Source organism: Burkholderia savannae, from assembly GCF_001524445.2.
Taxonomy (GTDB): domain Bacteria; phylum Pseudomonadota; class Gammaproteobacteria; order Burkholderiales; family Burkholderiaceae; genus Burkholderia; species Burkholderia savannae.
The window spans coordinates 3,338,330-3,351,961 of record NZ_CP013417.1 but is presented as its reverse complement, the minus strand read 5'-3'; the positions used below and the strand labels follow the sequence as shown (position 1 = coordinate 3,351,961).

Sequence of the window (13,632 nt, the reverse complement as noted above, 5' to 3'; positions counted from 1 at the left end):
ACGTCGGCGGTAAACGAAAAACGGGGCCCCGAGCGGGCCCCGTTTTTTCATGGGCGAACCGGATCGGCGCTCGCGGGCGGGGCGCGGCTGACCGATCGCCTCGCACCATCCCGCGCCATCCCGCGCCATCTCTCGCCATCTCGCGGCAAGCCGAGCATTCGCACGCAGGCGGCGCTCGGTGACGGCCGATGGCGGCGCGCGACGCTCGCGCCGCGAGCGTCACCGCCCGCGCGTCACTGCCGCGCGGTGCGCGCGTTGTCCGGCATCGGCTGGTTGTAATTGGTGCGGAACGGATTGATGTCGAGCCCGCCGCGGCGCGTGTAACGCGCGTAGACGGCGAGCTTCACCGGCTTGCACGCGCGCAGGATGTCGACGAAGATCCGCTCGACGCACTGCTCGTGAAAGCCCGTGTGATTGCGAAACGAAATGATGTAGCGCAGCAGGCCGGCATGATCGATCGGCGCGCCGATGTAGTGGATCTGCACGCTGCCCCAGTCTGGCTGGCCCGTCACCGGGCAGTTCGATTTCAGCAGATCGGTGACGAGCGTCTCCTCGACGGGCGCCTCGTCGTGCGACGCGGTGAGGAACGACGGATCGGGCTCGTAGACGTCGGCTTCGAGATCGAGGCGGTCGAGCGACAGCCCGTCGAGCTCGTCCATCTGCAGCTTGCGGAATTCGGCGGGCGGCGCAAGGCGCACCGTCACGTTCGCGCCGCATGCGGCCGACACGTCGCGCTTGAGCGTGTCGCGCACCGCGTCGATCGATTCGAACGCGGTCTGCGCGAACGAGCCGAGATACAGCTTGAACGACTTCGATTCGACGATGTTCGGCGATTCGGCCGGCACGTAGAACGTCGCGATCGCGACTTGCGGCTTGCCGCGCGCGTTGAGCCACGACAGCTCGTACGCGTTCCAGATGTCGGTGCCGAAGAACGGCAGCTGCGCGCCGATGCCGATCTGCTCGCGCGCGCCCGCGCGCGGGATCGGAAACAGCAGCGACGCATCGTAGGCGCCCGAGTAGACGGTCGTCTTGCCGAGCGGGGAGTGTTCGGGGTTCATATCGTATGGGGATTGCGGATCAGGACAGGAAGAGGCGATACGCGGGATTGCCGCTCTCTTCCCAGAACGGATAGCCGAGCGCCGCGAGGAAGCGCTCGAACTCCGCGTGGTCGGCCTGCGGCACTTGCAGGCCGACGAGGATCGAGCTGTAGTCGGCGCCCTGGTTCCGGTAGTGGAACAGGCTGATGTTCCAGTCGGGCGCCATCGACGACAGGAACTTCATCAGCGCGCCCGGCCGCTCGGGGAATTCGAAGCGGAACAGCCGCTCGTCGTGCGCGAGCGGCGAGCGGCCGCCGACCATGTAGCGGACGTGCTGCTTCGACAGCTCGTCGCCCGACAGATCGACAGTGTCGAAGCCGTGCACGGCGAAGTTGCGCGCGATCTCATCCGATTCGTCGCGCCGCTTGATCTGCACGCCGACGAAGATGTGCGCCGATTGCGCGTCGGCGATCCGGTAGTTGAACTCGGTCACGTTGCGCTCGCCGACGAGCGAGCAGAAGCGCTTGAAGCTGCCGCGCTCCTCGGGGAGCGTCACCGCGAACACCGCTTCGCGCGCCTCGCCCACTTCGGCGCGCTCGGCGACGAAGCGCATCCGGTCGAAATTCATGTTCGCGCCGGACGTGATCGCGACGAGCGTCTCGCCTTCGATGCCTTCGCGCTCCGCATACCGCTTCGCACCCGCGACCGCGAGCGAGCCGGCGGGCTCGAGCACGCTGCGCGTGTCCTGGAACACGTCCTTGATCGCCGCGCAGAGCGCGTCGGTGTCGACGGTCAAGACGTCGTCGAGATACGCGGTGCAGAGCCGGAACGTCTCCTCGCCGACGAGCTTCACCGCGGTGCCGTCGGAGAAGAGGCCGACCTCGGCGAGCTCGACGCGCTCGCCCGCGTCGAGCGAGCGCTTCATCGCGCACGAATCGTCGGTCTGCACGCCGATCACCTTGACCTCGGGCCGCACCGCCTTCACGTACGCGGCCACGCCCGCCGCGAGCCCGCCGCCGCCGATCGGCACGAAGATCGCGTGGATTGGCCCCTGATGCTGGCGCAGGATTTCCATCGCGACCGTGCCCTGGCCCGCGATCACGTAAGGATCGTCGAACGGATGGACGAACGTGAGGCCGCGCTCGGCCTGCACCTTCACCGCGTGCGCGTAGGCGTCGCTGTACGATTCGCCCGCCTGGATCACCTCGACGGTCGGGCCGCCGTGCGCGCGCACCGCGTCGACCTTCACCTGCGGCGTCGTCACCGGCACGACGATCACGGCCTTCACGTTCATCCGCGCGGCCGAGAACGCGACGCCCTGCGCATGATTGCCCGCCGACGCGGTGATCACGCCGCGCGCGAGCGCGTCGGCTGGAATGTGCGCCATCTTGTTGTACGCGCCGCGCAGCTTGAACGAGAACACCGGCTGGTTGTCCTCGCGCTTCAGATAGACGGGGTTGTTCAGTCGCGCGGACAGATTGCGCGCGCGTTCGAGCTCGGTTTCGAGCGCGACGTCGTACACCCGGGCGGTCAGGATTTTCTTCAGATAATCGTGGGAGGCCATGAGAGGGCGTGAAAAGCGTGGATGCGGCGGAAAAAGGCAATGATAGCGCCAACCCTCGCCGTTTCGGCCTTAACTGAATGGTTACCGACCGTCCGGACGGCGAATCGGGCGCTTGCCGGGCGCCGTCGGGCGACTGAAAGGGGCGCGCGCCGCGCCGCGCCGCCGGCCGCAAACCCTCGTCGCCCGGGCGGCGCGGCGGATTCGACGGGTCATTCGGCCGCCGCGCCGACGATTAACGCGTTCGTCCAACCTGGGTTAGAATTTCGTTTTGAATCAAGGATCGGAAGATGCAAAGGCAGTCTCGGATCGTCCTGTTGAAGCCGTCGCCGCGCGCCGCGGGTCCTGCGGCGCAACGGCACGCGCGCCGCGCGCGATCGTGTTGACGGTACCGAGCGCCGCCGGGCCGTGTCGACCGGAGTCGCGCATGAGCGCCTGCTCCGGCTCCTTGCGAAGCGGTCGTTCCGGAATCGCGCTCGAACGCGCGCTCCGGGCCCACGCAAAGCAGTCACGCGCCGGGTAACAGAAGATTTCCCCAAAATCGCGCACCACGCGCTTGCCGGATTCGCGCTCCTTCGTCGCGCGCCGGCCTCCGAATCGTCCGAACATGAACGCACCGCAAGTTTTCGATCCGCACGGCGCGGCAGCCGCCGTCGCCGCCGACCCCGCTCCGCGCCTGCGCGAAATCCCCTACAACTACACGTCGTTCTCCGATCGCGAGATCGTGATCCGCCTGCTCGGCGACGAAGCCTGGGCCGCGCTCGACGAGCTGCGCGCCGAACGCCGCACGGGCCGCTCGGCGCGGATGTTGTACGAAGTGCTGGGCGACATCTGGGTGGTGCGCCGCAATCCGTATCTGCAGGACGATCTGCTCGACAATCCGAAGCGCCGCGCGCTCCTCGTCGAGGCGCTGAACCACCGCCTGTCCGAGATCGAGAAGCGCCGCCGCGCGGATCTGTCCGAGCACGGCGACGTGGCGGGCCGCGAGCGCGCCGCGCGCGTCGAGATGCTCGCCGCGGCCGCGCAGCGCGCGGTCGACGAATTCGCGCACGAGTTCGAGAAGATGGCGGAGCTGCGCCGCCGCGCGACGAAGGTGCTCGGCCGCTGCACGCAGAAGGACAACATCCGCTTCGACGGTCTCGCGCGCGTGTCGCACGTGACGGACGCGACCGATTGGCGCGTCGAGTATCCGTTCGTCGTGCTGACGCCCGATACCGAAGCGGAAATCGCGAGCCTCGTGAAGGCGTGCTTCGAGCTCGGCCTGACCGTGATCCCGCGCGGCGGCGGCACGGGCTACACGGGCGGCGCGGTGCCGCTCACGCCGTTCTCGGCCGTGATCAACACCGAGAAGCTCGAGCAGCTGGGCGCCGTCGAGCTGACCGAGCTGCCGGGCGTCGCGCACAAGGTGCCGACGATCTTCTCCGGCGCGGGCGTCGTCACGCGCCGCGTGACCGAGGCGGCGGAGGCGGCCGGCTACGTGTTCGCGGTCGATCCGACCTCGCTCGACGCATCGTGCATCGGCGGCAACGTCGCGATGAACGCGGGCGGCAAGAAGGCCGTGCTCTGGGGCACCGCGCTCGACAACCTCGCGTGGTGGCGGATGGTCGATCCCGAAGGGAACTGGCTCGAAGTCACGCGCGTCGAGCACAACCTCGGCAAGATCCACGACATTCCGGTCGCGCGCTTCGAGCTCAAGTGGTTCGACGGCGCGCGCGCGCCGGGCGAGAAGCTGTTGCGCGCCGAGACGCTCGACATCGAAGGCCGGCGCTTTCGCAAGGAGGGCCTCGGCAAGGACGTGACGGACAAATTCCTCGCGGGCCTGCCGGGCGTGCAGAAGGAAGGCTGCGACGGCCTCATCACGTCCGCGCGCTGGGTGCTGCACAAGATGCCCGCGCACACGCGCACCGTCTGCCTCGAATTTTTCGGCCAGGCGCGCGAGGCGATCCCGAGCATCGTCGAGATCAAGGATTACCTGTTCGAGACGTCGAAGCAGGGCGGCGCGATCCTCGCGGGCCTCGAGCATCTCGACGAGCGCTACCTGCGCGCGGTCGGCTACGCGACGAAGAGCAAGCGCCAGGCGTTTCCGAAAATGGTGCTGATCGGCGACATCGTCGGCGACAACGCGGACGCGGTCGCGCACGCGACGTCCGAAGTCGTGCGGATGGCGAACGGCAAGAGCGGCGAGGGCTTCGTCGCGGTGAGCGCCGAGGCGCGCAAGCGCTTCTGGCTCGACCGCAGCCGCACCGCCGCGATCGCGAAGCACACGAACGCGTTCAAGATCAACGAGGACGTCGTGATTCCGCTCAACCGGATGGGCGAGTACACCGACGGCATCGAGCGGATCAACATCGAGCTGTCGATCAAGAACAAGCTGCAGCTCGTCGACGCGATCGAAGCGTTCTTCACGGCAGGCAGCCTGCCGCTCGGCAAGAGCGACGACGCGAGCGAGATCCCGAGCGCCGAGCTGCTCGAGGACCGCGTGCAGCAGGCGCTCGATCTGATGAAGCGCGTGCGCGCGCGCTGGGAATTCCTGCGCGACAAGCTCGACATGCCGCTGCGCGAGGCGCAGCACTATCTCGTCGCGCTCGGCTGCGAGGCGCTCGCGGAGAAATTCGCGGACCGCGTCGACGCGCAGCCGGACGCCACCGTCTTCCACGTGGCGCAGGACCGCACGGTGCGCGTGTCGTGGAAGCAGGAAATTCGCGCCGAGCTGCGGCAGATCTTCAACGGCGGCGCGTTCAAGCCGATCCTCGACGACGCGCAGGCGATCCACAAGCAGGTGCTGCGCGGCCGCGTGTTCGTCGCGCTGCACATGCACGCGGGCGACGGCAACGTTCACACGAACATTCCGGTGAACTCCGACAACTACGAGATGCTGCAGGACGCGCACGCGGCGGTTGCGCGCATCATGACGCTCGCGCGCTCGCTCGACGGCGTGATCTCCGGCGAGCACGGCATCGGCATCACGAAGCTCGAGTTCCTGACCGACGACGAGATCGCCGAATTCCGCGCGTACAAGCAGCGCGTCGATCCGCAGGGCCGCTTCAACAAGGGCAAGCTGCTCGAAGGCGCGGATCTGCGCAACGCGTACACGCCGAGCTTCGGCCTGATGGGCTACGAGTCGCTGATCATGCAGCAGTCCGACATCGGTGCGATCGCCGAATCGGTGAAGGACTGCCTGCGCTGCGGCAAGTGCAAGCCGGTGTGCGCGACGCACGTGCCGCGCGCGAATCTGCTGTACAGCCCGCGCAACAAGATCCTCGCGACGTCGCTGCTCGTCGAGGCGTTCCTGTACGAGGAGCAGACGCGCCGCGGCGTGTCGATCAAGCACTGGGACGAGTTCAACGACGTGGCCGACCATTGCACCGTCTGCCACAAGTGCGCGACGCCGTGCCCCGTCAAGATCGACTTCGGCGACGTGACGATGAACATGCGCAACCTGCTGCGCAAGATGGGCAAGAAGAAGTTCAACCCGGGCAGCGCGGCGGGCATGTTCTTCCTGAACGCGACGAATCCGCAGACGATCAACGCGACGCGCGCGGTGATGATGGGCTTGGGCTACAAGGCGCAGCGCCTGGCGAACGACGTGCTGAAGAAGGTCGCGCAGAAGCAGACGGCGCACCCGCCGTCGACGACCGGCAAGCGGCCCGCCGTCGAGCAGGTGATCCACTTCGTCAACAAGAAGATGCCGGGCAACCTGCCGAAGAAGACGGCGCGCGCGCTGCTCGACATCGAGGACAACAAGATCGTGCCGATCATCCGCAACCCGAAGACGACGACCGTCGATTCGGAGGCGGTGTTCTACTTCCCCGGCTGCGGCTCCGAGCGCCTGTTCTCGCAGGTCGGCCTCGCCACGCAGGCGATGCTGTGGGAAGCGGGCGTGCAGACCGTGCTGCCGCCCGGGTATCTGTGCTGCGGCTATCCGCAGCGCGGCTCGGGCCAGTACGACAAGGCGGAGAAGATCGTCACCGACAATCGCGTGCTGTTCCACCGGGTCGCGAACACGCTGAACTACCTCGACATCAAGACGGTGGTCGTGTCGTGCGGCACCTGCTACGACCAGCTCGCCGGCTACGAATTCGACAAGATCTTCCCCGGCTGCCGGATCATCGACATCCACGAGTTCCTGCTCGAGAAGGGGCTGAAGCTCGACGGCGTGACGGGCACGCGCTACATGTATCACGATCCGTGCCACACGCCGATCAAGACGATGGACCCGGTCAAGCTCGTCAACGATCTGATGGGCGCGCAGCACGACGGCTACAAGATCGAGAAGAACGAGCGCTGCTGCGGCGAATCGGGCACGCTCGCCGTCGCGCGTCCGGACGTGTCGACGCAGGTTCGGTTCCGAAAAGAGGAAGAGATCAAGAAGGGCGCCGCCAAATTGCGTAACATTCCGGTGGTGTCGGGCAACGGCGCGAACGGCTCGGCCGCCGGCGTGTCGGACGTGAAGATCCTGACGAGCTGCCCGGCGTGCCTGCAGGGCCTGTCGCGCTACAACGAGGACGCGAACATCGAGGCCGACTACATCGTCGTCGAGATCGCGCGCCACATGCTCGGCGAGAACTGGATGGCCGACTACGTCGCGCGCGCGAACAACGGCGGGATCGAGCGCGTGCTGGTGTAAGGTGACGAACGTTCCACCAGTGAAGGAATTGACGATGGATTGCGTATTCTGCCGCGAAGATGGCGGCGAGCTGCTCTGGAAGGACGACGCGGTGCGCGTCGTCCTCGCGACGACCGAAACCGATTACCCGGGCTTCTGCCGGGTGATCTGGCATGCGCACGTCGCCGAGTTTTCCGATCTCGACGAGGCCGAGCGCGCGCATTTGATGCGGATCGTCTACGCGGTAGAGAAGGCGGTGCGGCGGGTGATGCAGCCGACGAAGGTGAATCTCGCGAGCCTCGGCAACCAGGTGCCGCACGTGCACTGGCACGTGATTCCGCGCTTCTCGAACGACGCGCATTTCCCGCAGCCGATCTGGGCGCCGCGCCAGCGGTCGGTGTCCGACGCGCTGCTGCGGCTGCGCGCCGCGCAGGCGACCCTCTTGCACAACGCGGTGCACGAGGAGATCGAGCAGGCGGTGAGCGGAGGCCGGGCATGAGCGGCCAGGCTTCGACGGCGCCCGTGCCGTCCGGCGTCGTCGTCCATGCGGTGTCGCGCGTGCTGGAGTTGCAGTATCCGAGCGGCGAGAGCTTTCGCGTGCCGTTCGAGCTGATGCGCGTCTATTCGCCGTCGGCCGAAGTGCGCGGCCACGGGCCGGGCCAGGAGACGCTGCAGACCGGCAAGCGCGACGTGACGATCACGGCGCTCGAGCCGGTCGGCAACTATGCGCTCAAGCCGACGTTCTCGGACGGCCATTCGACGGGCATCTATTCGTGGGAGCTGCTGTACGAGCTCGCGACCCGGCAGGACGCGCTCTGGCGCGAATATTTCGACAAATTGAAGGCGGCGGGCGTCGAGCGAGACGCGCCAATGCCGGCGGACTCGCTGCCGCGAGGCCACCACCACTGAACGACGGCGCCGGGCGGCGCCGTTTGCCATTGATAGAGGATCAACGCGATGAGCAAAACCCACTTCGGCTTTGAGACCGTCGAGGAAAACGAAAAAGCGAAGAAAGTCGCGGGGGTGTTTCACTCGGTCGCGAGCAACTACGATCTGATGAACGACTTGATGTCGGCGGGCCTGCACCGCGCGTGGAAGGCGTTCACGATCGCGCAGGCGAACGTGCGGCCGGGCTTCAAGGTGCTCGACCTCGCGGCCGGCACGGGCGATCTGACGAAGGCGTTCGCGAAGGCCGCGGGGCCGACGGGAGAAGTCTGGCACACGGACATCAACGAATCGATGCTGCGCGTGGGCCGCGACCGCCTGCTCGACAAGGGCGTCGTCACGCCGTCGTTGCTCTGCGACGCGGAGAAGCTGCCGTTTCCCGACAACTACTTCGACGTCGTCACCGTCGCGTTCGGCTTGCGCAACATGACGCACAAGGACGCCGCGCTCGCCGAGATGCGCCGCGTCGCGAAGCCGGGCGGCCGCGTGATGGTGCTCGAATTCTCGAAAGTCTGGGAGCCGCTGAAAAAAGCGTACGATCTCTATTCTTTCAAAGTATTACCGTGGCTTGGCGACAAGTTCGCGAAAGATGCCGACAGTTATCGGTATCTTGCTGAATCTATCCGGATGCACCCGGATCAGGACACGCTGAAGACGATGATGGAACAAGCTGGGCTCGACGCCGTCAAATATTACAATTTGTCAGGTGGCGTGGTAGCTTTACACGTGGGAACCAAGTATTAAGGGGTTCCATCCATACAATTTCCTTTCAGCTTGGAGGCCAGGATGTCCGAATCGCGTTCGTCGTTTAACCGCAGCAGAGAGCCGAAGTCGTTGGCGCGGCGAATCGGCACGTTCCTGATGGTCGGCCTCCTCGCCGCCGGCACGTTCGCGTCGCTCGACGCCGAGGCGAAGCGCATGGGCGGCGGCCGCAGCGTCGGCCGCCAGTCGCAGACGCTGCAGCAGCGCCAGGCGACGCCGCCCGCGCAGCAGCCGATGCAGCAGGCGGCGCCCGCCCAGGCGCCGCGCCAGCAGCCGGCGCCCGCCGCGCAGCCGAATCGCTCGCGCTGGCTCGGCCCGATCGCGGGGCTCGCGGCCGGCCTCGGCATCGCGGCGCTGCTGTCGCATCTGGGGCTCGGCGGCGCGTTCGCCAGCATGATGGCGAACGTCATCGTGATCGCGCTTCTCGCGATGGTCGGCATTTGGCTCGTCCGCAAGTTCATGAACCGGCGCGGCGCGCAGCGGCCCGCCTACGCGGGCGGCCAGCCGTCGCTGAACCAAGGCGGTTACGGCCAGGATGCGGGCGCTCGGCGCGAGGCGTCGCCGAACGGCGCGTTCGGGGGCTCGGGCAGTTCGTACGCGGGCGAAGCGCAGCGCGTGTTCGGCGGCGCGGCCGCCGCGACGACGGCCGCTGCGGCCGCCGCGCCTGCGGTGCCGGCGGGCTTCGATACCGAAGCGTTCCTGCGTAACGCGAAGGTCTATTTCGTGCGCCTGCAGGCCGCGTGGGACGAGGGCAACCTCGCCGACATCCGCGAATTCACGACGCCCGAGATGTTCGCCGAAGTGAAGATCGATCTCGACGGCCGCGGCGCGGGCGCGAACCAGACGGACGTCGTGCAGCTCGACGCCGAGCTGCTCGCGGTCGAGGATCGCGGCAACGAGCACTTCGCGAGCGTGCGCTTCCACGGCCTCATCCGAGAGGCGCAGGGCGCGGCGGCCGAGCCGTTCGACGAAGTGTGGAATCTGTCGAAGGCCGGCAGCCAGGGCTGGCTCCTCGCGGGCATCCAGCAGGCGAGCACGCACTGACGGAAGTCGTGCCGAGCGTCGCGCCTCGCGAGGCCGCGGCCGAACCGACGTTACAATAGAAGCCCGCGCAGGCGCCCTGCCTGCGCGGGCTTTTCATTGCCAGCCAGATGACCCTTGCCGCCAAGCCGTTTGCCGCCGCCGTCAATCACCTGCTCGCCCGCGAATCCTGGGCGCGCGACCGCCTGATTCCCTATGCCGGCAAGACCGCCCGGCTCGAAGTCCCGCCCGTGACGCTCGTGCTGCTCGTGCAGCCGGACGGCTATCTCGCCGCCGTCGACGCGCACGACGCGCGCCAGTTCGACGTGTCGATCGCGCTGTCGAGCGGCGGCACGGGCGGCCCGTTCGACGCGGCGGCCGCGTTCGTGCAGGGCGGTCAGGCGGCCGTGATGAAGCACGTGAAGATCGACGGCGACGCGGAGTTCGCGACCCAGATCGCGAAGCTTGCCGAGCACCTGCGCTGGGAGCCGGAGGAGGATCTCGCGAAGATCGTCGGCGACGCGGCCGCGCACCGGATCGCGACCTTCGTGCGTTCGACGGGCGAGCACGCGCGCCGTTCCGGCCGCAACGTGCTCGATTCGATCGCCGAATACTGGCTCGACGAGAACCCGCAGGTCGTGCGCAAGAGCGTGCTCGCCGATTTCGACGCGGAGCTCGCGCGGGCGCGGGACGCGCTCGCGCGCGTCGAGAAGCGGATCGAACGACTGGAGCAAAAAATCGACGCGCGCGCGGGCGGCAGCTCGCGACGCGCGCAGTGAGGGCCGCAAGGCATGCGCATTTTCCGTTTCGTCAAAATCGTCTTCACCGTCATCCGCTTCGGCCTCGACGAGGTGATGCTGTCGCGTATCGAAAACCGTCGCGTGAAGCTCCTGCTGCGCATCACGACGATCGGGCGCCGTTTCTCCGATCCGCCCGCGGTGCGGCTGCGCCGCGCGCTGGAAAGCCTCGGGCCGATCTTCGTGAAGTTCGGCCAGGTGCTGTCGACGCGGCGCGATCTGCTGCCCGTCGATTTCGCGAACGAGCTCGCGAAGCTTCAGGACCAGGTGCCGCCGTTCGATTCGGCGGTTGCGATCGGTCTCGTCGAGAAGGCGCTCGGCGCGCGCATCGACGAGCTGTTCGATGCGTTCGAGCGGGAACCCGTCGCGAGCGCGTCGATCGCGCAGGTGCACTTCGCGAAGCTCAAGCAGGGCGAGCACAAGGGCAAGGCGGTCGCGGTCAAGGTGCTGCGTCCCAACATGCTGCCCATCATCGATTCCGATCTCGCGCTGATGCGCGACATCGCGACGTGGGCCGAGCGCCTGTGGGCGGACGGCAGGCGGCTCAAGCCGCGCGAGGTCGTCGCCGAATTCGACAAATACCTGCACGACGAGCTTGACCTGATGCGCGAGGCGGCGAACGGCAGCCAGCTGCGCCGCAACTTCGTGGGGCTCGACCTGCTGCTCGTGCCGGAGATGTTCTGGGATTACTCGACGCCGAGCGTGCTCGTGATGGAGCGGATGGCGGGCGTGCCGATCAGCCAGGTCGACACGCTGCGCGCGGCGGGCGTCGACATTCCGAAGCTCGCGCGCGAAGGCGTCGAAATCTTCTTCACGCAGGTGTTCCGCGACGGCTTCTTCCATGCGGACATGCACCCCGGCAACATCCAGGTGAGCCTCGATCCGAAGCATTTCGGGCGCTATATCGCGCTCGATTTCGGCATCGTCGGCGCGCTGTCCGATTTCGACAAGAATTACCTCGCGCAGAACTTCCTCGCGTTCTTCAAGCGCGACTATCATCGCGTTGCGACGCTGCATCTCGAATCCGGCTGGGTGCCGCCCGATACGCGCGTCGAGGAGCTCGAAAGCGCGATCCGCGCGGTCTGCGAGCCGTACTTCGACCGCGCGCTGAAGGACATCTCGCTCGGCCAGGTGCTGATGCGCCTGTTCTCGACGTCGCGCCGCTTCAACGTCGAAATCCAGCCGCAGCTCGTGCTCTTGCAGAAGACGATGCTGAACGTCGAGGGGCTCGGCCGTTCGCTCGATCCGGAGCTCGATCTGTGGAAGACCGCGAAGCCGTATCTCGAGCGCTGGATGGCCGAGCAGATCGGGCTGCGCGGCTGGTACGAGCGCTTCAAGGTCGAGGCGCCGCAGTGGAGCAAGACGCTGCCGCAGCTGCCGCGCCTCGTCCATCAGGCGCTCACCGCGCATCACGAGGCGCCGCGCGCGATCAGCGACGACCTGATCCGGCAGATACTCGTCGAGCAGAAGCGGACCAACCGGCTGCTGCAGGCGCTCCTCGTGTTCGGGCTCGCGGTCGGCGCGGGCGCGGTGATCGCGCGGGTACTGATCGTCATCGCGTACGGCGGCTGAGCGCGGGGCGCAGAATTCAGACGAGCGCCGCCCACAGCCGGCGCGGGAAAGGCGAGCAACGGGTATGACGAGCGAAACGAAGAAATCCGATGTGGCCGCGCATGCGGCGGGCGATGCGAAACCGGCGAGCGCGGCGGCTTCGGCGATCCCGGCCGCTCCGGCTACTTTGGCTACTTCGGGCACCACGGCCGCGCCTGCCGCTCCGGCCGCGCCCGCCGCTCCGTCCGAATCGTCCGAGGCGAAATTCGCGACGCGTGACCCGGGCGACGCATCGTTCTGGGACGAGCGCTTCGAGCAGGGCTTCATCCCGTGGGACGCCTCGCGCGTGCCGGATGCGTTCGCCGCGTTCGCCGCGCGGCATCCGGCGCGCCCCGTGCTGATCCCGGGCTGCGGAAGCGCATATGAGGCGCGCTGGCTCGCGCGCGCCGGCTGGCCCGTGCGGGCGATCGACTTCTCCGCGCAGGCGGTCGCGGCCGCGCGCCGCGAGCTGGGCGACGACGCGGAGCTCGTCGAGCAGGCCGACTTCTTCACGTACGCGCCGCCGTTCGTCCCGCAATGGATCTACGAGCGCGCGTTCCTGTGCGCGATCCCGACAAGCCGCCGCGCCGACTACGCGCGGCGAATGGCCGAACTGCTGCCGGCGGGCGGCTTCCTCGCCGGCTTCTTTTTCATCGGCGCGACGCGCAAGGGGCCGCCGTTCGGAATCGAGCGCGCGGAGCTCGACGCCCTGCTTTGCCCATACTTCGCGCTCGTCGAGGACGAGCCCGTCGCCGATTCGCTGCCCGTGTTCGCCGGACGCGAGCGCTGGCTCGCGTGGCGCCGCTTGTAGCGGCCCGCTGGCGCGGACCCGGGGTGGCGTCCGCCTTTCGGCTATAATTCAAGGCTTTGCAAGCCTTTTATACCGGTTATTGTTTCTGCGGGAAAATACCATGCCGATCTACGCCTATCGTTGCGAAGCGTGCGGTTACGCGAAGGATGTGCTTCAGAAGATGAGCGACGCGCCGCTGTCGCAGTGCCCGGAATGCGGGAAGGACGCGTTTCGCAAGCAGGTCACGGCGGCCGGGTTTCAATTGAAAGGTTCGGGCTGGTACGTGACGGACTTCCGCGGCGGTTCGGGCGGCAAGAGCGCGCCGGCAGGCGCGTCGGCCGCGGACGGCGACAAGGCGGGCGGCGACAAGGCGGCAGCGCCCGCCGCCGCATCGGACGGCGCGGCGGCGAGCGCGCCGGCCGCGCCCGCGCCCGCCGCCGCGCCCGCGAGCAGCACTTGACGGCTGCGCCGCCCGTGTCGGCGGCGCGCTCCGCGCCTGGCGAACCGGCGCGATTTTTCGACGG

The 13,632-nt window shown here is 67.6% G+C and carries 11 protein-coding genes and 2 pseudogenes; 10 read left to right on the top strand and 3 right to left on the bottom strand.

Features of this window, described 5'->3' with window-relative positions:
* Positions 1 to 233 precede the first annotated feature (233 nt).
* Both queF and ilvA read right to left on the bottom strand, forming a co-directional pair.
* Positions 234 to 1,058: an NADPH-dependent 7-cyano-7-deazaguanine reductase QueF gene (gene queF / locus WS78_RS16470; protein WP_038744705.1), complete on the bottom strand. Its 825-nt coding sequence runs from the start codon at positions 1,056 to 1,058 to the stop codon at positions 234 to 236.
* A gap of 19 nt (positions 1,059 to 1,077) precedes the next feature.
* Positions 1,078 to 2,601: a threonine ammonia-lyase, biosynthetic gene (ilvA, locus tag WS78_RS16465; RefSeq protein ID WP_085701524.1), complete on the bottom strand. Its 1,524-nt coding sequence runs from the start codon at positions 2,599 to 2,601 to the stop codon at positions 1,078 to 1,080.
* Here ilvA and WS78_RS38210 point away from each other — a divergent pair.
* Positions 2,590 to 2,675: pseudogene (locus tag WS78_RS38210) on the top strand (DNA methyltransferase); the annotation flags it as partial. The gene ilvA and the pseudogene WS78_RS38210 sit on opposite strands and share 12 nt — an antisense overlap.
* Positions 2,676 to 2,833: 158 nt before the next feature.
* Here the strand turns inward: WS78_RS38210 and WS78_RS16460 are convergent.
* Positions 2,834 to 3,235, bottom strand: a pseudogene (locus WS78_RS16460) (hypothetical protein).
* On the opposite strand from WS78_RS16460, the gene WS78_RS16450 reads away from it, so the two are divergent.
* The 9 genes from WS78_RS16450 to WS78_RS16410 all read left to right on the top strand — a co-directional run bounded on the left by WS78_RS16450 (position 3,206) and on the right by WS78_RS16410 (position 13,568).
* A complete protein-coding gene (locus tag WS78_RS16450; RefSeq protein ID WP_038751218.1) occupies positions 3,206 to 7,225 on the top strand; it encodes a DUF3683 domain-containing protein in 4,020 nt (1,339 codons plus the stop codon). The pseudogene WS78_RS16460 and the gene WS78_RS16450 overlap by 30 nt on opposite strands.
* Positions 7,226 to 7,259: 34 nt before the next feature.
* Positions 7,260 to 7,703 carry an HIT family protein gene (locus WS78_RS16445; protein ID WP_038751154.1) on the top strand — a complete coding sequence of 148 codons (444 nt, stop codon included), beginning with the start codon at positions 7,260 to 7,262 and terminating at the stop codon, positions 7,701 to 7,703.
* On the top strand, positions 7,700 to 8,113 hold the full coding sequence (locus WS78_RS16440; protein WP_038751156.1) for a gamma-butyrobetaine hydroxylase-like domain-containing protein: 414 nt from the start codon (positions 7,700 to 7,702) through the stop codon (positions 8,111 to 8,113). Before WS78_RS16445 ends, WS78_RS16440 begins: the two co-directional genes overlap by 4 nt.
* A 48-nt stretch (positions 8,114 to 8,161) precedes the next feature.
* A complete protein-coding gene (gene ubiE, locus WS78_RS16435; RefSeq protein WP_038751157.1) occupies positions 8,162 to 8,893 on the top strand; it encodes a bifunctional demethylmenaquinone methyltransferase/2-methoxy-6-polyprenyl-1,4-benzoquinol methylase UbiE in 732 nt (243 codons plus the stop codon).
* Positions 8,894 to 8,935: 42 nt separating this feature from the next.
* Complete coding sequence (locus WS78_RS16430) at positions 8,936 to 9,955, top strand: Tim44 domain-containing protein (RefSeq protein ID WP_052145131.1); 1,020 nt, start codon at positions 8,936 to 8,938, stop codon at positions 9,953 to 9,955.
* Positions 9,956 to 10,062: 107 nt separating this feature from the next.
* Positions 10,063 to 10,710, top strand: coding sequence for a ubiquinone biosynthesis accessory factor UbiJ (locus WS78_RS16425; RefSeq protein ID WP_059577306.1), 648 nt, complete (start codon positions 10,063 to 10,065; stop codon positions 10,708 to 10,710).
* Between the two features lie 12 nt (positions 10,711 to 10,722).
* The gene (gene ubiB, locus WS78_RS16420) at positions 10,723 to 12,300 is read left to right on the top strand and encodes a ubiquinone biosynthesis regulatory protein kinase UbiB (protein ID WP_059577303.1); all 1,578 of its coding nucleotides are present in this window, start codon (positions 10,723 to 10,725) and stop codon (positions 12,298 to 12,300) included.
* A gap of 64 nt (positions 12,301 to 12,364) precedes the next feature.
* Entirely contained in the window at positions 12,365 to 13,129 is a 765-nt protein-coding gene (locus WS78_RS16415; RefSeq protein ID WP_059577300.1) for a methyltransferase domain-containing protein, read from the top strand.
* 100 nt (positions 13,130 to 13,229) lie between these two features.
* Entirely contained in the window at positions 13,230 to 13,568 is a 339-nt protein-coding gene (locus WS78_RS16410; RefSeq protein WP_059577298.1) for an FmdB family zinc ribbon protein, read from the top strand.
* The last annotated feature ends 64 nt before the right edge of the window (positions 13,569 to 13,632 follow it).

Bases quoted from the DNA above. Each gene is read 5' to 3' on its own strand.
- WS78_RS16450 (WP_038751218.1), top strand. From the start codon at position 3,206: ATGAACGCACCGCAAGTTTTCGATCCGCACGGCGCGGCAGCCGCCGTC.
- WS78_RS16445 (WP_038751154.1), top strand. From the start codon at position 7,260: ATGGATTGCGTATTCTGCCGCGAAGATGGCGGCGAGCTGCTCTGGAAG.
- ubiB (WP_059577303.1), top strand. From the start codon at position 10,723: ATGCGCATTTTCCGTTTCGTCAAAATCGTCTTCACCGTCATCCGCTTC.
- WS78_RS16410 (WP_059577298.1), top strand. From the start codon at position 13,230: ATGCCGATCTACGCCTATCGTTGCGAAGCGTGCGGTTACGCGAAGGAT.
- WS78_RS16440 (WP_038751156.1), top strand. From the start codon at position 7,700: ATGAGCGGCCAGGCTTCGACGGCGCCCGTGCCGTCCGGCGTCGTCGTC.
- ilvA (WP_085701524.1), bottom strand. From the start codon at position 2,601: ATGGCCTCCCACGATTATCTGAAGAAAATCCTGACCGCCCGGGTGTAC.
- ubiE (WP_038751157.1), top strand. From the start codon at position 8,162: ATGAGCAAAACCCACTTCGGCTTTGAGACCGTCGAGGAAAACGAAAAA.
- WS78_RS16415 (WP_059577300.1), top strand. From the start codon at position 12,365: ATGACGAGCGAAACGAAGAAATCCGATGTGGCCGCGCATGCGGCGGGC.
- queF (WP_038744705.1), bottom strand. From the start codon at position 1,058: ATGAACCCCGAACACTCCCCGCTCGGCAAGACGACCGTCTACTCGGGC.
- WS78_RS16425 (WP_059577306.1), top strand. From the start codon at position 10,063: ATGACCCTTGCCGCCAAGCCGTTTGCCGCCGCCGTCAATCACCTGCTC.
- WS78_RS16430 (WP_052145131.1), top strand. From the start codon at position 8,936: ATGTCCGAATCGCGTTCGTCGTTTAACCGCAGCAGAGAGCCGAAGTCG.